Source organism: Streptomyces tanashiensis (assembly GCF_014648895.1).
GTDB lineage: Bacteria > Actinomycetota > Actinomycetes > Streptomycetales > Streptomycetaceae > Streptomyces > Streptomyces tanashiensis.
Map to the genome: position 1 here is coordinate 1 of NZ_BMRZ01000006.1, position 18,134 is coordinate 18,134.

General features: G+C 71.2%; 11 protein-coding genes and 1 pseudogene. 8 read left to right on the forward strand and 4 right to left on the reverse strand.

Features of this window, described 5'->3' with window-relative positions; genetic code table 11:
• Positions 1–6,819: golvesin C-terminal-like domain-containing protein (locus IE237_RS19835; protein ID WP_189803378.1), on the forward strand; the 6,819-nt coding region annotated here is incomplete at its 5' end.
• A 121-nt stretch (positions 6,820–6,940) separates the two neighbouring features.
• Positions 6,941–7,477: an SMI1/KNR4 family protein gene (locus IE237_RS19840; RefSeq protein WP_189803379.1), complete on the forward strand. Its 537-nt coding sequence runs from the start codon at positions 6,941–6,943 to the stop codon at positions 7,475–7,477.
• Between the two features lie 479 nt (positions 7,478–7,956).
• Here IE237_RS19840 and IE237_RS19845 read toward each other — a convergent pair whose 3' ends face one another.
• On the reverse strand, positions 7,957–9,156 hold the full coding sequence (locus tag IE237_RS19845) for an MBL fold metallo-hydrolase (protein ID WP_189803380.1): 1,200 nt from the start codon (positions 9,154–9,156) through the stop codon (positions 7,957–7,959).
• Between the two features lie 132 nt (positions 9,157–9,288).
• On the opposite strand from IE237_RS19845, the gene IE237_RS19850 reads away from it, so the two are divergent.
• Both IE237_RS19850 and IE237_RS19855 read left to right on the forward strand, forming a co-directional pair.
• Positions 9,289–10,467, forward strand: a complete 1,179-nt coding sequence (locus IE237_RS19850) for a glutamate dehydrogenase (RefSeq protein ID WP_189803381.1) — start codon at positions 9,289–9,291, stop codon at positions 10,465–10,467.
• A gap of 64 nt (positions 10,468–10,531) precedes the next feature.
• Positions 10,532–11,119, forward strand: a pseudogene (locus tag IE237_RS19855) (TetR/AcrR family transcriptional regulator); the annotation flags it as partial.
• A gap of 239 nt (positions 11,120–11,358) precedes the next feature.
• Here the strand turns inward: IE237_RS19855 and IE237_RS19860 are convergent.
• The 3 genes from IE237_RS19860 to IE237_RS19870 all read right to left on the reverse strand — a co-directional run bounded on the left by IE237_RS19860 (position 11,359) and on the right by IE237_RS19870 (position 13,687).
• Positions 11,359–12,141: an SIMPL domain-containing protein gene (locus IE237_RS19860; protein ID WP_189803382.1), complete on the reverse strand. Its 783-nt coding sequence runs from the start codon at positions 12,139–12,141 to the stop codon at positions 11,359–11,361.
• Between the two features lie 139 nt (positions 12,142–12,280).
• Positions 12,281–13,336: a DUF6745 domain-containing protein gene (locus IE237_RS19865; RefSeq protein WP_189803383.1), complete on the reverse strand. Its 1,056-nt coding sequence runs from the start codon at positions 13,334–13,336 to the stop codon at positions 12,281–12,283.
• A gap of 24 nt (positions 13,337–13,360) precedes the next feature.
• On the reverse strand, positions 13,361–13,687 hold the full coding sequence (locus tag IE237_RS19870) for a DUF8820 family protein (RefSeq protein WP_189803384.1): 327 nt from the start codon (positions 13,685–13,687) through the stop codon (positions 13,361–13,363).
• A 165-nt stretch (positions 13,688–13,852) separates the two neighbouring features.
• On the opposite strand from IE237_RS19870, the gene IE237_RS19875 reads away from it, so the two are divergent.
• From IE237_RS19875 to IE237_RS19890, 4 genes are read left to right on the forward strand one after another with little or no spacing between them, the layout of a single operon-like run.
• Complete coding sequence (locus IE237_RS19875) at positions 13,853–14,812, forward strand: STM4015 family protein (RefSeq protein ID WP_189803385.1); 960 nt, start codon at positions 13,853–13,855, stop codon at positions 14,810–14,812.
• Positions 14,809–15,966, forward strand: coding sequence for an STM4014 family protein (locus tag IE237_RS19880; RefSeq protein ID WP_189803386.1), 1,158 nt, complete (start codon positions 14,809–14,811; stop codon positions 15,964–15,966). The genes IE237_RS19875 and IE237_RS19880 overlap by 4 nt, the downstream gene beginning before the upstream one ends.
• 11 nt (positions 15,967–15,977) lie before the next feature.
• Positions 15,978–16,799, forward strand: coding sequence for an STM4013/SEN3800 family hydrolase (locus tag IE237_RS19885; protein WP_189803678.1), 822 nt, complete (start codon positions 15,978–15,980; stop codon positions 16,797–16,799).
• Positions 16,796–18,130, forward strand: a complete 1,335-nt coding sequence (locus IE237_RS19890; protein ID WP_370468225.1) for an STM4012 family radical SAM protein — start codon at positions 16,796–16,798, stop codon at positions 18,128–18,130. The genes IE237_RS19885 and IE237_RS19890 overlap by 4 nt, the downstream gene beginning before the upstream one ends.
• Positions 18,131–18,134: the final 4 nt, after the last annotated feature.

Here is an 18,134-nt window from a genome sequence, read left to right on the forward strand (position 1 = left end):
CGCTACGAGGGCAGCGAGTTCGGGTACGGCGGCGAGACCGCCAACTACCCGCGCCTCGTGCTGACCTTCGGCCGTCAGGGCGTCGACCTCTCCGCCCCGACCACCATCCACGACACCGGCGCCGAGCTGAACTGGTCCGCGTACCAGGACAAGGACCCGATCGGGACCGCTGACGACCTCGTCGAGTACCAGGTCCACCGCTCGATCAGCCAGACCTTCACCCCGTCCGCCGCCACCCTGGTGGCGCCGGTCGCGCCGGGCACGACGTCCTTCACGGACACCTCCGCCGTGCCGACGAAGGGCGACGACCTCGACCCGTACGGCCGCGCCTACTACTACATGGTCGCGGCGAAGACGAAGGACGGGCAGGTCGTCGCCGCCCCCACCCAGCTCGTGCGCCTGCCGAAGGCCGGCCGCACGACGAAGGTACTGGACGCGACGCAGGACACCACCCTGTCCTCGGCCCGGACCACGTCGACCCACGACACGATCGACGACAGTGGGCCGAAGAACTGGCTGTCCGTCGGCAACAACTCCGCGACGTACGGCGACACGCGCGCCCTGCTGAAGTTCCCGGCCCTCGGCATCCCGGCCACGGCCCGGGTCCTGGACGCCAAGGTCCGCCTCTGGTCCACGCAGACCGCCCAGGACACCGCCGGCGCCGTCTACGAGCTCCGGCCGCTCACCCGTGACTTCGACGAAGCCACCGCCACCTGGGTCAAGGCGAACGCGACCACCAACTGGACCAGCGCGGGCGGTGACTTCGGCGCTGTCGCGGGCGACACGGGCGCGAAGACCAACGACCCCGCCCGCCACGACTGGAGCGTCACGTCCCTCGCGCAGTCCTGGGTGAACACCCCCGCCTCACAGCAGGGCGTCCTCCTCAAGATGGCCGACGAGGCCGCTTCCCAGGAGCGGACCCTGTTCCTGTCCTCCGAGGGCACCGAGCAGCGCCTGCGTCCGCGCATCGTGGTCACGTACATCGACTCGACGACGGAGTCGACGTACTACGCGCCGCAGACCCCCGCGCGCATGACGCCGAACACCGACTACACGGTCGACTTCACCCTCACCAACACCACCGCCTCCTCCTGGAACGCGGCCGACCACGTCCTCACCTACAAGTGGGCCCTGCCCGACGGCACCGACGTCACCAACGGCGGCAACCAGGTGCAGACCGCGCTGCCGGCGAACGTCGCGCCCGGTGACAGCGTCGACCTCCAGGCCGTGGTGAAGGCCCCGATCAACTCGGACAACGGAAACAAGCGCACCGACTACGTCCTGACCTGGGACGTCTACAACAAGACGACCGGCACGTGGACGTCGGGCACCTCCGGCATTCCAGGCCTGAAGCAGAACGTGGCGGTGGAGGACCCCACCTCCAACAGCCTCGGCCTGGAGAAGTTCTACTCCTACACGGGCAAGAACACCGGCGCCGGCTCGACCGTCATGAACAACCTGGCCTCGGGCAACACGGTCTGGTCGTACAACGCGTTCACCAACCCCGGCCGTGGCATCACCACCTTCGTCCGGTTCGCGTACAACAGCCTCGACACCTCCGACACCGTCTCCGGTCACGGCTGGTCCTTCCAGGCCTCCGGCCCGATCCGGCTGGGCGCACCGCTGGAGTTCCACCCGAAGCCGCACCCGACCGAGATCCGTCTCCCCGACGGCGACGGCACGACCCACGTCTTCCGTGAGCAGTCGGACGGCTCCTGGAAGGCCCCGGCGGGCGTCCACTACAAGCTGACGGCGAAGGCCGGGCTGGACTGCACGCCGCTGAAGGACCCGGTCCCCGACGCCTGGACGATGACCCGTCCCGACGGCACCCGGTTCCTGTTCGGCTGCGACGGCTACATGACGTCGCTGGTCGACAAGAACGGCAACACGCAGACGTACACCTACGAGGAACGCAAGTCGAACAACAAGCCGACCAAGTTCCTCAAGTACATCACCGACCCCGCCGGACGGCAGTCGCTGACGGTCGAGTACTACTCCAAGGCCGACAGCAACAACCCGAAGATCATCGACCACATCAAGTCGATTGCCGACATCGGGGGCCGCAAGACCACCTTCGAGTACTCCGACAAGGGCCTGCTCACCAAGTTCACCAACGGTGCCGGCTCCACCCAGCCGAAGGTGTTCGCCTTCGAGTACGACGCCACCCAGGGCAACAAGAACGTCAAGCTGGTCAAGGCCACCGACCCTCGCGGCAACGTCACCCAGCTGACGTACAACTACCCGCAGACCGGCGACGACCCGAAGTACCACTGGTGGACCAAGACGATCACCGACCGTCTCCAGGGCACCACGGGCTTCACCTACGCCGCGAACGCCGGCAACACCAAGTTCACCGACACCACCGCCACCGACGCCGAGTCGCACGCGACCAAGTACGTCATCGACGACTTCGGCCGGGGTGTGCAGACGACGAACGCCAACTCCCAGGTCACCAAGATGGGCTGGGACGCGGACAACAACGTCACCTACCTGGAGGAGAACAACGGCGCGAAGACGGCGTACTGCTACGACCAGAAGACCGGCTACCCCCTGTGGTCACGGGACGCGGAGAACAACAAGGCCGGTGTCCCGCCGTCCTCGGACTGCGCGCCCGGCGTGTTCCCGGCAGACTCGACGAGATTCGAGTACCGGACCCGGGTGGACGGCTACGCGGCGGACCTCGTCACCAAGACCTCTCCGGAGGGCCGCAAGTGGCAGTTCGGGTACGACTCGTTCGGCAACCTGAAGACGGTCACCGACCCCAAGGGCGTCGCCACCGCAACGGCCGGTGACTACACCTCCTCGTACGAGTACGACGCCTACGGCCAGCTGACCAAGGCGACCGACGCCAACGGGCATCCGACCGTCAACAGTGGCTTCGGACCCCATGGCTACCCGGCGAAGATCACGGACGCGCTGAACAACTCGATGTCGTACGTGTACGACGAGCGCGGCCAGGTCACCGAGGTCGTCGACCCGCTGGGGAAGAAGACCACGCAGACGTACGACACGTTCGGACGCCCGCTGGTCTCCACCCAGCCGAAGGACCAGGCCACCGGCGTGCTGATCACCTCGCCGGCTCCCGTCTACGACGCGAACGACAACGTGACCAGGTCGACCGCGCCCAACGGCGCGGTATCCACGGCGGTCTACGACGCGGCGGACCAGGTGGTGTCGGCGACCGCGCCGGCCAACAACACCACCGATCCGCGCACGTCGACGTACACCTACGACAAGGTCGGAAACCTGAAGACGTCCACCGAGCCACTGGGCTCGCTGACGACGTCGGACGCCACCGATCACATGACCTCGAACACCTATGACGCGATCTACCAGCTCACGGCGGTCGCGAACGCCGAGGGCCACAAGATCACCTACGCCTACGACAGCGTGGGCAACGTCAACAAGGTCATCGACCCGAAGAAGCACGCCACCGCCGACCCGGACGATTTCACGTCCTCGTCGCTGTACGACCTGAACCACCGGGCCGTGCAGGTCACGGACGCGGCCGGCAACTTCACCAAGCAGTCCTACGACAAGGACGGCCTCGTCGTCTCGACGACGGACAAGGAGAACAACACCACCACCATCACCTACGACGAGCGCGGCAAGCAGACCGAGGTCAAGGTCCCCCGTGAGGGCACCACGACGCGTTCGACGAAGTTCGAGTACGACCAGGTCGGCAACACGACCCGGGTGATCACCCCGCGCGGCACGGCCACGGCCGGCGCCGACGACTTCGCGGTCCGCACGACGTACGACGAGCTGAACCGTCCGAAGCGGAAGTACCAGCCGTACGACCCGAACGACGCCCGTCACAACAAGGCGGACGTCTACACCGAGACCACCTACGACGCCGTAGGCCGCGTGGTGAAGAGCTCCTCGCCGCCGTCGGAGGGTGAGACGGTCCGCAACGACACCACGTACACCTACTTCGACAACGGCTGGACCAAGTCCGCCACGGACCCGTGGGACATCGTCACCACGTTCGACTACAACGACATGGGCCAGCAGGTGCGGCGCACGCTCACCTCGGCGGGCGGATCCTCCGACCGCACCATGGCGTGGACCTACTACGTCGACGGCAGCCTGAAGTCGAAGTCGGACGACGGTGTGCCGGTCGGCAAGAGCGTGGTCCTCGTCGACAACTCGGACGCCCAGAACGTCTCCTCCACCGGTACGTGGGCAACGGGCGACCTCACCGGGCAGCACGGCTACGACCACCGCACGCACGCAGCGGGCAGTGGCACGGACGCGTTCACCTGGACCCTGCACATCCCGAAGGACGGCACGTACACCGCGTATGTGAAGTACCCGAAGGTGACCGGCGCGGCGACGGCCGCCACGTACACGCTGACCCACGGCACGACGACGGAGCCGTCGGCGACGAAGGACCAGAACGCGTCCGCCGGCACGTGGGTGTCGCTCGGTTCCTACAGCCTCAAGCAGGGCGAGGACACCAAGCTCAAGCTCGCCGAGAGCAGCGGTGGCGTGGTCGTCGCGGACGGGGTGAAGCTCGTCCGGGACACCACCGGTGAGACGGACACGGAGAAGAACTCCTTCACGTACGCCTACGACGTCAACGGCAACATGACGTCGATCGGCGACACCTCCTCCGGCACGAAGGTCGACGCGTACACGGTCGCGTACACGGGCCTCAACCAGGTCCAGAAGGTGACCGAGGCGCTGGCCGGCCAGGAGAAGAAGGTCACGTCCTTCACCTACGACGTCAACGGCCAGACCGACACCGTCACGCACCCCGATCAGTTCGCCAAGTACACCTACGACCTGCGTGAGCTGGTCAAGACGGTCTCCGTGGGCAAGTCGGCCACGGACACCTCGCCCAAGGTGTCGTCGTACACCTACACGGCCCGTGGCCAGAAGCTGAAGGAGACCAAGGCCAACGGCAACACCGTCGACCACACGTACCTCCTCGACGGAGCCGAGAAGACGACCACGGAGAAGAAGCCCAACGGCACGCTGGTCGCCTCCCACACCTACGCCTACGACGCCAACGGCAACAAGGCGCAGGACGTCGCGAGGAAGATGAACGCCGACAACCACGCGGCGTTCCTCGACTCCACGACGGACTACACCTACGACCCGGTCGACCGGCTCACCAAGACCGTCAAGACGGGCAACGGCGCGGGGACGGACACCTACGTCCACGACGACAACGCCAACGTCATCAGCCAGACGGTCGAGAACACCACGACCACGTACGAATACGACCGCAACCGGCTGCAGAGTGCCGCCGTGGGCGGCCAGAGCTCGACCTACACCTACGACCCGTTCGGCCGTCTCGAGACGGTCACCGCGGGCGGCAAGGTCATCGAGCGGAGCGTGTACGACGGCTTCGACCACGTCGTGGAGTCCCAGAAGGCGGACGGCGCGGGCGTACTGAAGTCGACGAAGTACACGTTCGACCCGCTGGACCGCACGTCGTCGAAGACGGCGGACGGGAAGACGACCGATTTCACCTACCTGGGCCTCTCCGGTGAGGTGCTCGGTGAGGAGGTCGCCGGCAAGGTCACCAAGTCGTACCAGTACAGCCCGTGGGGCGAGCGCCTGTCGCAGGTCAAGCACAACACCGACGGCACGACGGAGGACGGCTACTACGGCTACAACAGCCACACCGACGTCGAGACGCTCACCGACAAGAACGGTGACACCAAGGCCACCTACGGCTACACCGCCTACGGCTCGGACGACAAGGACGACTTCACCGGTATCGACAAGCCCGACACCGCCGACCCGACGAAGGAGGCCTACAACCCCTACCGCTTCAACTCCAAGCGCTGGGACGCCCAGTCCGGCACCTACGACATGGGCTTCCGCAACTACAACCCGGGGCTCAACCGCTTCACCACCCGGGACATGTACAACGGGGCACTCGCCGACATGAACCTCGGCAACGACCCGTTCACCGGAAACCGGTACGCCTTCGGCGGCGGCAACCCGGCCAGCAGCGTCGAGATCGACGGACACTTCGACTGCGGCGTCTGCTCCACCGTGGCCGACACCGCGAGCGACTGGCTGAAGAGCGCGGCCAACGAGGTGGACGACGTCGCCACCAAGGCGGCGTCCGGGGGGTCCGGCGCGCTGAGGTTCCTCGGCAAGGCGTCGGGAATCGGCACGGCGGTCTACGTCTTCCTCGATACGCTCGGTTTCGACCTCGACGGGTCGTCGACAGCGTCCCGTGAGTCGGAGATCGGCGAGGAGTACAACTACAACCTCGGACGCCTCACCACTCCGGACAAGGACGTCGAGTGGCGGCCGTACGCCGACCTGGCTCTGCGGCAGGACAACTGCAGCAAGGGCCAGAGTGCGATCTACTACCTGCCTCTCGACGGGCAGGGCCGAGCACAGGGCGGGCGCGCCTGCCTGACGGCCGGGGACTACAACTACGAGAAGGACGACGGTTCGGACGCGTTCCCGGGGGTCACGTCGAAGATCTTCGGTACCCGTACCCAGTTCCCGATCGACTGGTCGAAGGTTCCCAAGGGCTATTACAGCCGCCAGAATGCGGACCGGCAGGGGCTCGACTACGTTCAGCGCGGCCATCTGATCGGCAAGCAACTCGGTGGCAGTGGTACCGACATGCGTAATCTGGTGCCCCTGTACAACGAGGCGAACTCCCCGGTCATGTCGAGCTTCGAGAACGAGGTCGCCGCCCGAGTCAAGGCCGGTGAGACGATCTACTACCAGTCCGATGCCAACTACGTCGGGGACAGTCCGATCCCGGCCAGCATCTCCATCAGATGGACCAGTCTGACCACCGGTCAGTCAAAGGCCATTTCGATACCGAACGTGCCATGACCTCGATGAGAGGGAAGAGGCCGTCGCGGTAACCTGAGAACAGGCTCCGTCCCCGAGCGCCGGTGCGTGCTCGGGGACGGAGCCACCTTCGATTCCCCCACAAATGCGGAGCGTTGTGCAGATGTCATGGGTCCAGCAGATCCTGGAAGCAGTCGGCCGCCGGTCGGAAGACGTACACGTCGACTGGCCGACGGTGGAGTCGGAACTGGGCACGCCGCTTCCGGCGGATTTCAAGCAGTTGTGCGAGGTGTTCGGCCGGGGTGAGTTCAATGGCTTTCTGTATCTCTACACATCGAAGGGCGGTACTCACCTGGAGGTGATCGACAGCCTGCGGCGGCTCCATCGTGCGCTCGATCGCTTTCCCGAGGCCGAGAGTGTCTACGACCCCTACCGGATCTACGCCCCCGGGAAGGAGGGGCTCATCAGGTGGGCGGGGGCGGCAGCCGAGGGATACGAGTACTTCTGGCTCGCGAACGACCCGGATCCGGAGCACTGGCCGATCGTCGCGCGAACGGACCACACAGAGGAATGGCACACCTACCGGATGAGCACCTCCGAATTCGTCCACCGCATGCTGACGGATGAGGAGTTCAAGCCGTTCACCATGACCGGGTACGCGCCCTCGCCGAAGTATGCGTCCTACGCAGATCCTGAGTGACGAAACCGGCCCGCCCGAGTGCGGTGCGCCGTGGAGCCCGCGCACGAGGTGAGGGCAGGGGCCTCATCCGCGTCGCAGGAATGGCGGGACATCCGTGCTGCCCCACGCGCTGTGCCGCGCCGAACCGCCTACCTGCCGACGGCGACGCCGCACAAGTGACCGACGGACTTCGCCGTCACCTCGCGATCGCTGACGGGACCTGACTCACACCGGCACAGCCGCCCTCGTGAGCCAGGTCCCGTATGTCGTGGACCGCGATCAGCCCGTACTCAAGGCCGCGGTTCAGCCGTCCACGATGCGCGTCCGGACCACGACGCGCGACGATCCCGTCGCAGTCGGCAACGGCCTGAACCACTGAGCGGCTGCCGCGCTCTCCCGGTGGGGCGCGCCGTCTCGCGCCCGCAACACACGACCACGCCCTTCGGCCGGAAGACGCTCCAGCAGCCGCACGACCTCGGCGAGGTCCTCCCCGGGCGATGTCACCGCTCGCCCGCAAGGTCGAGATCGTCGCTGTGCTTCTCGGCCTCGATCTCGGCACGCCGGGGGCGCCGCCACGGACGCGGGATCGGACGGGACACCGCCTGCCACCAGGCCTCCCCGGGCAGCTTCCCCGCGGGCTCGAACGGCTCGCCGGGCCGGGGGAACGCCACCGCCTGGCCGGCCTCCTCCGCCGCGTCCTTCGTCCACTCCCCCGGCTCCGCCCACGCGTGCGGGGCCAGGTTGAACGTGCCCCAGTGGATCGGCAGCAGCACCCCGCCCGGGAGGCCTCCCTGCAGGTCGAGATGGGACCGGACCCCCTCGGCGGGCGTCATGTGGATGTCGGTCCAGAACTCCGAGTAGGCGCCGATCTGGATCATGGTGGCGTCGAAGGGGCCGTGCGCGGCACCGATGTCCTTGAAGCCGGAGAAGTAGCCGGTGTCGCCGCTGTGGAAGATCCGGTGGGCCGGTCCCTCCACGACCCAGGACGCCCAGAGCGTGTGCTGCGTGTTGCGCAGCCCCCGGCCGCAGAAGTGCCGGGCCGGGGTGGCCGTGAGCCTGAGCTCGCCGATCTCGGTGGACTCGTTCCAGTCCAGCTCGCGCAGACGGGAGGCGGACACGCCCCAGTGCTCCAGGTGCGCGCCGACGCCGAGCGGCACCGCGAAGAGCGTGTCGGTGCCGGCCAGGGCCTTGATCGTCGGCAGATCGAGGTGGTCGTAGTGGTCGTGCGAGATCACGACCACGTCGACCGGGCCGAGGGCGGCGAGCGGTACGGGCACGGGGTGGAGCCGCTTGGGGCCCGCGAAGGGGAACGGGGAGCAGCGGTCGCCCCAGACCGGGTCGAAGAGGACCCGGTGGCCGTCGATCTCCGCGAGGACGCCGGAGTGCCCCATCCAGGTCAGCCGCAGACCGGTGGCCGGGGGCCGGGCCAGGTCGGCGACGGTGGTGGGGTGGACGGGGATCGCGCCGGTGGGGGCTCGGCGCGCGCGTCCTTCCTTCTCGAAGTAGGTCTTGGCGAACTCGAGGCCGGACCCGGAGGGGCCGCGTCGCGCCGGTTCGGGGTTCTGGAAGATCCCGTCCGCGAAGTTCGGCGAGCGGCGGATCCGGGCGAGGCGCTCGCCCGTGGGTTCCGCGCCGAAGGACTCGGGGCGCAGCGCGCGCAGCCGGGCCCGTGGCGAACGGTCGGAGCCGGTACCGGTCACAGGACCTCCTGATCTCTGGGGGTCGTTCCATTATGGGCGGCCCGCGGCGGAGACTGCCGGACGGTCGGCCATACTGAATCAGCGTTCAGTACGGCTGCCCCGGCCGGCCCGCCCCCCACGAGGAGATCCGCGATGAGCCCCACCCCCTTGCTGTCCGTCCGCTGGACCGACCACGTGACCGGGAGCCGGGGCCACCTGGTGATCGACCGGCTGGTCCGCGGGGTGGCCAGCGGCGGCCTGCGGATGAGGGAGGGGTGCACGGCGGAGGAGGTCGCCGGGCTCGCCCGCGGCATGACCATGAAGGAGGCGCTGCACTACGACCCGTCCGCCCGGTACGTCCCGCTGGGCGGCGCCAAGGGCGGCATCGACTGCGATCCCCGGTCCCCCGAGGCGTACGGCGTGCTCGTGCGCTATCTGCGGGCGATGCGGCCGTACGTCGAGCGGTTCTGGACCACCGGGGAGGACCTCGGGCTCACACAGGACCTGGTGGACCGCGCCGCGGCCGAGGCCGGGCTCGTCTCCTCGGTGCAGGCCGTGTACCCGCTCCTGGAGGACGAGGCGGAGGCCCGGAAGCGGCTCGCCGACGCGTTCGCGATCGAGGTGGACGGCATCGGTCTCGACGAGCTGGTCGGCGGCCTCGGGGTCGCCGAGTCCGTGCTCGTCGCCCTCGACCGGGCCGGGCGGGCGTACGAGGGCACCCGGGTGTCCCTCCAGGGCCTCGGCACCATGGGCGGAGCGACCGCCCGCTTCCTGGCCCGGGCCGGGCTGCGGGTGGTGGCCGTCGCCGACGTCCGGGGCACGATCGCGAACCCCGAGGGCCTCGACGTCGAGGCGCTGCTCGCCGCCCGGGACGCGCACGGGACCGTCGACCGCTCCGCGCTGCGGCCCGGCGACCGCGAGGAGCCCCGCGACGCCTGGCTCTCGGCCGACGCCGAGGTCCTCGTCCCGGCGGCCGTCTCGTACGCGATCGACTCCGTGAACCAGGAGCGGATCACCGCCCGCTGGATCGCCGAGGCGGCCAACATGCCGATCCTTCCGGAGGCCGAGGAGGCTCTCGCCTCGCGCGGCGTGACCGTGCTGCCGGACGTGGTCGTGAACTCGTGCACCAACGCCTGGTGGTGGTGGACCCTCTTCGGCGACATCGAGGCCGACGCGGACCAGGCCTTCGACCGGGTACGGCAGGCCATGCGGACCCTCGTCGGCGGCATGCTCGACCGGGCGGAGGCGGACGGCACGAGCCCGCGCGCCGCGGCGCACGCGCTGGTGGAGGAGCGGCTGCCGGTGATCGCCGAACGCTACGGCTGGTACTGAACCGGACACCCACCGGAGCTGTTGACGATCATGCCCGCGTCACGTGCTGTGTAGGCTGCACCGCGTGGCGAGAGTGCGGTTGAGCGTGGCCGAGCGGCGGGACGAGCTGCTGACGGCCGCCGTGGAGCAGATCGAGGCGCGCGGTGTCGCGGCCGTCCGGATCTCCGACGTGGCCGCCGCCCTCGGGGTGAGCAACGCGCTCGTGCTCTACCACTTCTCGTCGAAGGAACAGCTGGTCGCCGCCGCCTTCGCGCACGCCGCCGAGGCCGACCTCGCCCAGCTGCGGCGGGTGCTGGGGCGGCGCTCCACGGCGGTGCGGCGGCTGCGGGCCGCGGTGCGCTGGTACGCCCCGACCGGCCAGGCCAAGGGCTGGCGGCTGTGGATCGAGGGCTGGGCGGTCTCGCTGCGCGATCCGGAGCTGCGCCGGGTCGCCGCCTCCCTCGACCGCGAGTGGAAGGCGGCGCTGGCCGGGGTGATCGAGGAGGGGGCCGCGGCCGGGGAGTTCCGCTGCGAGGATCCGGCCGGGGCGGCCTGGCGGCTCACGGCCTTCCTGGACGGCCTCGCCGTGCAGACGACGGCCTACGCCGGCTCCCTCTCGCGCGCCGCGATGCTGCGCTGGGCGGACGCGGCCCTCGCCCGGGAACTGCACCTCCCGGACACGGACCCGGCCCCCGAACACCCCGAACCGGCCCCCGAAGACCCGGAGCCGGCGCCCGAGGCCGGACTCCCCGCCGGGACCCCGCCGACCGGGTCCGGCGGTCGGGCCCACGAGACCGTGGCGACCGGGCGCGGGCGGGAGACCGACGGCGCCCCGCCGACCGGGCCCGGGCTGGCGACCCACGAGGCCGCCCCCGCGACCGGGCCCGGGCAGGGGACCGGCGACGGTCCCGGTCAGATCAGCTCGTAGACCGCCGAGACGGTGACCTGCTCCTCGATCTCGCCCGGCGCCAGCGGAACGCTCGGTTCGTCCGTGGAGACCGCGGGGGCCGCGCCGGGGCCCGGGCGCACGGACTCGCCCTCGCTCAGCGAGACGAGCCGGCCGAGCCGGTGACCGCTCAGCCGGGCGTGCTGCGAGGCCTTGTCGTACGCGTCCCGGTAGGCGGCCTCCCGGGCCTTCGCCCGCAGCGCCGAGGGGTCGGCGACGTCGAAGACGACGCCGTTGACCCGGCCCGCGTTCCCGGCGGCCTCGTTGACGGCGCCGATGACCTGACCGGTCCTGTCGAGGTCGCGGACCTTCACCGAGAAGGACTGCCCCGCCTGATAGCCCGTCACCTTGCTGCTCCCGTCCTTGGTCTGGGTGTAGACCGGGGCCAGCGAGAGGCTGTCGGTACGGATGTCCCGGTCGGGGATCCCCTGCTTGTGCAGCACGTCGAGCAGCGCCTCGGCCGCGGTGGTCTGCGCCGCCATCGCCTCCTTCGCCGTCGGGCGGGTGGACTCGACCCCGGCGGACAGGATCGCCAGGTCGGGCGCGGCGGACGCGCGGCCGTTCCCCGTGACGGTGACCGTGGCCGTGGCCGTGTCCGGGGCGGCCTTCCGGGCGGCGGCGCGGGGGGCGGTCCGCTCGGGCGCGGCGGCCAGGGCGGGGGCCGCGGTGCCGGCGAGGAGGCCGCCGAGCACGGCGGTGGCGGCGAGCAGACGGGCGGTGCGGGCGGCGCTGGGCCGGCGGATCGTCACAGGCGGTCCCTTCGGGGGTGGGTGCCGGGGCTCCGGCGCGCACATCCCAGCACCCGGCGCCGCCGCCTCCCGCGCGCCACTCCTGACCGGCGGCTCCCTTCACCTCTCCGCACCAACCGTGCCCGGTCCCGGCGCGCGCTCAGGTCTGGACGAGCGGCTCGTACGCCTCGGGCCGGAGCCCGAAGGTCCAGGCGACGCCCTCCCGCGCGGTCCGGGTCGTGGGCGGCACCCGCAGCCAGTACGTGCGGTGGGTGCCGTCCGGCTCGGGCGTGGAGTTGACGACCTCGACCATCACCACGTCCTCGTCGTCTGCGAGTTCGATCCGCCAGAGGACGCCGGTCTCGTCGCTGTGCTCGTGCCGGGCCCCGGAGGCGGCGAGGTAGCGGTCGTAGCCGTAGTACTCCAGCATCACGCGCCGCAGTTCGGCGTTCTCCTCGGTGCGGATCCGTTCGGGGGTGAGGTCGGCGAGGCCGGCGAGGAACTCGGCCGGCACCGCCATGCCCCGCCAGGCGTGGAGGGCGAACCCGTCGGGGAAGGCGAGCGCGGGGCCGTCGCCCCGGTCGAGGCGGCCGGCCTCGTCCCGGTGGAGTTCGACGGGCCGCTCGCAGACCACGACGGCGTTCTCGTAGGGCCACCACCAGCCGGCGTGCTCGGCGACGGCTGCGAGGCCGGCGAGCCGGGCACCGCGCCCTTCGAAGGCGGCGAGCCAGGCGGCGTCGTGCTGGCCGAGCACGGCGTCGAGCAGCAGCATCCGCACACCGGCCGCGCCGACGCCCGCGTGTTCCGTGCCCCCTGCCCGTACCCCGTCGGCACCCGCCTCTTCCGTCACCCCCGCCCGTATCCGGTCGGCGAGGCTGCGCGTCTGGTCCCACAGCCGCGCCCCGGTCGCCTGCCAGTGGGCGGCCCAGCCGGCCGGGCCGAGCGCGTCGTGGAGGCGGCGGCGCTCCTCGGCCCACGGCCGGGTGCGCACCTCCTCCCGCACCGAACGGCCCCGGTCCGCGAGGCTCCGTACGAGCGTGACGGCCGCGAGCGGCGAGTCCGCCCACAGGACGCGCTCGGGCTCGGCGAGCCCCGCCGTCCGGTACGCGAGCCGGAGGCCGGCCTCGGCGGCGGTGCGGTCGGCGGGCCCGGTGGCGGCGGCGACGGCCCGCCACTTGTCCGCTGCGGTGGTGCGGTTCATCTCGTTCTCCCCCATGTCCTCACTCCTCTCCGGCGGACGTCAGTCCGCGACGATCCGGTACGCGCCGGGGACGTACTCCCGCTGCCGCACCACCCGGTACCGGCCCTTCGGGAGCGGTATCGGCGCGTGCTCCTCGTGCACCACCCGCCCGCCCTCGGGCAGTTCGAGCAGCAGCGGCCCGAAGGGCCCCGGCTCCCGCACGAGCCGGCCGGGGCCGGGGATCGCGTGGGCGTGCCCGGTGACCTCGCCGAGGGCGAGGACCAGGCGGCCCCGGGCGTCCCTCGGCTCCCCCGCCGCCCCCTTCACCCGCTCCGGAACGGCCGTCTCCGCGACGGGCGCGATCAGTACGTCTCCCTGCCGGTACATGGCTCTCCCCTCCCCGTCCGGCACGTGCGGCCGAACACGAGAACGACGCTAGGGCCCGCCACTGACAACCGGTCCGGAGGCGACCCGGCGAGGGGGTTGTCGGTGCCGCTTGGTAGAACTCTCTCCGTCAGCCGACCCACCGCGACCGTTGTCTGGAGCACCGCCATGACCGTTGGCACCTATCTGCAGGAATTCCACGGCCTGCCCGTGTTCGACTTCCCGGGCGCGGACGTGCGGGTCGAGCTGCCCGCGACGGACACGGTCGCCTGGCGGATCTCCGCCCCGACCTACTCCGACCCCGGGGACGAGCTGTGGGGGCCGCAGTTCGAGCGGTTCCTGAAGACGGTCGACACGGGCCGGGTGCGCGCCCTGGTGGTCGGCGGCTGGGACGAGGCCTACGAGAACTCGTCCGCCGACATCGTCACCGCGCTGATCGGCGCCAACGACCGGCTGACGGCCCTGGAGGCGGTGTTCCTCGGCGACATGACCGGCGAGGACTGCGAGATCTCGTGGATCATCCAGTCCGATGTGACGCCGCTCCTCGCGGCCTACCCGGCCCTGCGGGAATTCGGCGTGCGGGGTGGCTCGGAGCTGGCGTTCCCCTCCCTCCGGCACTCCGCTCTGCGGACCCTGGTCGTGCAGACCGGCGGTCTCCCCGCCGACGTGGTGCGCGGCATCGTCGGCAGCGACCTGCCCGCCCTGGAGAAGCTGGAACTCTGGCTCGGCACCGACGAGTACGGCGGCGACAGCTCCGTCGAGGACCTGGCACCGCTGCTCGCCGGCACGGCCTTCCCCGCCCTGCGCGAGCTGGGCCTGTGCGACAGCGTGATCCAGGACGCCGTGGCCGCGGCCGTCGCGGGCGCACCCGTCGTCGCCCGGATCGAGCGGCTCGACCTGTCGATGGGTGTGCTCACCGACGAGGGCGCGGCGGCCCTCCTCGACGGGCAGCCGCTGACCCATCTCAGCCACCTCGACCTCTCCCACCACTACCTGTCGGCGGCGATGTGCGAGCGGGTCCGCGCCGCGCTCGTCCCGCACGGCGTGACCGTCGACCTCGACGACGCGCAGGTGGCGGAGGACGACGGCGACGGGGACGTCTGGCGCTACGTCGCGGTCGCCGAATGACCTCCGGCCCGCGCCTCGTGGTCGTCGGCGATCCGGCGGGCCGCCGCGTCGCGTTCTTCCAGGACGCGCTGCGGACCGCCGGGCTGCCCGGGGCGCGGGCGGTGTCCTGGCCGGACGTGCTCCGGGGGCGGGCGCGGTTCGCCGAGGGCGAGACCGTGCGGCTGGATTCTCCCGGCGAGGATCCGGAGGCCGACCGTCTGCTGCGCGGGGTCGACGATCCGGCCCGGGTGGAGGGCACCGGCCGCTGGTACGGACGGTTCACCGCCGCCGTGGCGGACCTCGCCCGCTCCGTCGCGCGGGCGGGTGCCGTCCTCGTCGACGACCCCGCCGAGCTCGCGGTGCTGTTCGACAAGCGGCTGAGCCACGGCCGGCTGCGGGCGGCCGGGGTTCCGGTGCCCGAGTCGCCGACCTCGGGACCCGGCGCCCCGGCCGTGCGCGGCTGGGCGGACGTCAGGGCGCTCACCGCCGGGGCCGGTCTGCGCCGGGTGTTCGTGAAGCTCGCGCACGGCTCCTCGGCCTCCGGGGTGCTGGCGCTGGAGACGAACGGCGCGGGCCGGGTCCAGGCGACCACCTCGGTGGAGCGCGGAGCCGACGGACGGCTCTTCAACTCCCTGCGGGTCCGCCGCTATACGACCGAGCACGAGGTCGCCTCGGTCGTGGACGCCCTGGCCCCCGACGGCCTGCACGTCGAGCGCTGGCTGCCGAAGGCCACGCAGGGCGGCAGGGCCGCCGACCTGCGGGTGGTGGTGATCGACGGACGCGCCACCCACGCCGTGCTCCGCACGAGCCGTTTCCCCATGACCAATCTTCATCTGGGCGGAGCACGGGGCGATCTGGCCGCCGCACGGGCGGCGATCGCCGCGGCCGGGGGCCGCTGGGAGGACGCGCTCGGGGTGTGCGAGCGGGCCGCCGCCGCCTTCCCGGGCACCCGGTGCGTGGGCGTCGACCTGCTGCCGGCGAGTGGCTGGCGGCGGTTCGCCGTGGGCGAGGTGAACGCCTTCGGCGATCTGCTGCCCGGTCTCACGGGCCTGCCCGGCCGCGGCGCCGAGGGACTCGACACCTACGGGGCTCAGGTCGCGGCGCAGTTCGTGGACGGCCCACCCGTTTCACCCTTCACCAGCACCACCCGCACCACAGGAACGAGCACCACGTGAACCAGCCCGACATGAACGAGATCGTCGGCAGCCACGACCTGCTCCTGGTCACCCTCGACACCCTCCGGTACGACGTGGCGGCCGAGCTCGCCGCCGAGGGCCGCATCCCGAACCTGGCCCGCCACCTCCCCGGCGGCGCCTGGGAGCGGCGCCACGCGCCCGGGAGCTTCACGTACGCCTCCCACCAGGCGATCTTCGCCGGTTTCCTGCCGACGCCCGCGGCCCAGGGACCTCACCCCCGGCTGTTCGCGGCCCGTTTCGCGGGCAGCGAGTCGACGGCGGACGGCACCTGGGTCCACGACACCCCGGACTTCGTGTCCGCGCTGGCGGGCGAGGGATACCGGACGGTCTGCGTCGGCGGGGTGGGCTTCTTCAACAAGCAGCCTCCGCTCGGCTCCGTGCTCCCCGGCCTGTTCCGGGAGAGCCACTGGGAGCCCTCCTTCGGTGTCGCCTCCCCCCGCTCCTTCGAGTCGCAGGTCGCGCGGGCCGAGGAGGTGGTCGCCGGCATGCCCCGGGAGGAGCGTCTCTTCCTCTTCGTCAACGTGTCCGCGCTGCACCAGCCCAACTGGTTCCATCTGCCGGGTGCTACCCGCGAGGCCGGCGACACCCGGGAGACCCACGCGGCGGCCCTGGAGTACGTCGACCGGCACATCGGGCGCCTCTTCGCCGCGATGAGCGGCCGCCGCCCCTGTTTCGCGATCGTCTGCTCCGACCACGGCACCGCCTACGGGGAGGACGGCTTCACCGGGCACCGGCTGGGCCACGAGGTCGTGTGGACCGTGCCGTACGCGCAGTTCGTCCTGCCGGGACCCGAGAGCGAGGTGGCGGCGTGACCGACATCCCCCGCCCGTACCGGAGCTACGTCTATGCCTACCCGCACAAGACGGCGTACCGCTCGCTCCCCGAGCGCCCCGAGCTGGCCGCGCTCTGGGCCGGGGAGCCGAAGGACGCCCTCTCCCTGTACGCGCACATACCGTTCTGCGAGGTCCGCTGCGGCTTCTGCAATCTCTTCACCCGGATCGGCGCCCCGGACGAGCTGACCACCCGCTACCTCGACGCCCTGGACCGCCAGGCCGCCGCGGTCCGGGAGGCCCTCGGGGACGCGTCGCCGGTGCGGTTCGCCACGGCCGCGTTCGGCGGCGGCACGCCGACCTTCCTCACGGCCGCCGAGCTGGAGCGGCTCTGCGACATCGCCGAGAAGCGGACGGGTGTGGACCTGCGGGCGGTGCCGCTGTCCGTGGAGACCTCACCGGCGACCGCGACCGCCGACCGGCTCGCGCTCCTCGCGGACCGGGGCGCGACCCGGCTCAGCATCGGTGTGCAGAGCTTCGTGGAGGCGGAGGCGCGGGCGGCGGTCCGGCCGCAGCACCGCGCGGACGTCGAGGCGGCGCTCGGCCGGATCCGGGACACCGGCGTGCCCGTGCTCAACATCGACCTGATCTACGGCATCGACGGGCAGACCGAGCGGTCCTGGCGGGTCTCCCTGGACGCGGCCCTCGCCTGGCGTCCCGAGGAGCTGTACCTCTATCCGCTGTACGTGCGCCCGCTCACCGGTCTCGGCCGGATCCAGGACCCGGCGGCCGCCGACCGGGAGTGGGACGAGCGGCGTCTCCGTCTCTACCGGTACGGCCGGGACCATCTCCTCGCGCACGGCTACGAGCAGGTGTCGATGCGGATGTTCCGCCGTGCGGACGCCGGTCCCGCCGGCCCGGACGACTACGCCTGCCAGACGGACGGCATGATCGGCCTGGGCTGCGGCGCCCGCTCGTACACCTCGGCGCTGCACTACTCCTTCGACTACGCCGTCGACATGCGGGAGATCCGCTCGATCATCGACGCGTACACGGAGACGGAGGACTTCTCCCGCGCCGAGGTGGGCCGGGCGGTGGACGGGGACGAGGCCCGTCGCCGGCATCTGCTGCAGTCGCTGCTCCAGGCCGAGGGCATGCCGGTCGCCGGATACGAGGAGCGGTTCGGATCCTCGCCGTTCGCGGACTTCGCCGGGGAGCTCGGCCGCTTCGAGGCGTTCGGCTGGCTGGACGAGGGCGCCCCGGCGGGCCTGCTGCGGCTGTCGCCCGAGGGGCTCGCGCACTCGGACGGGCTCGGCCCCGAGCTGTTCTCCCCCGCCGTGCGGGCGGCGATGGCCGCGTACGAGACGAAGTAGGCGG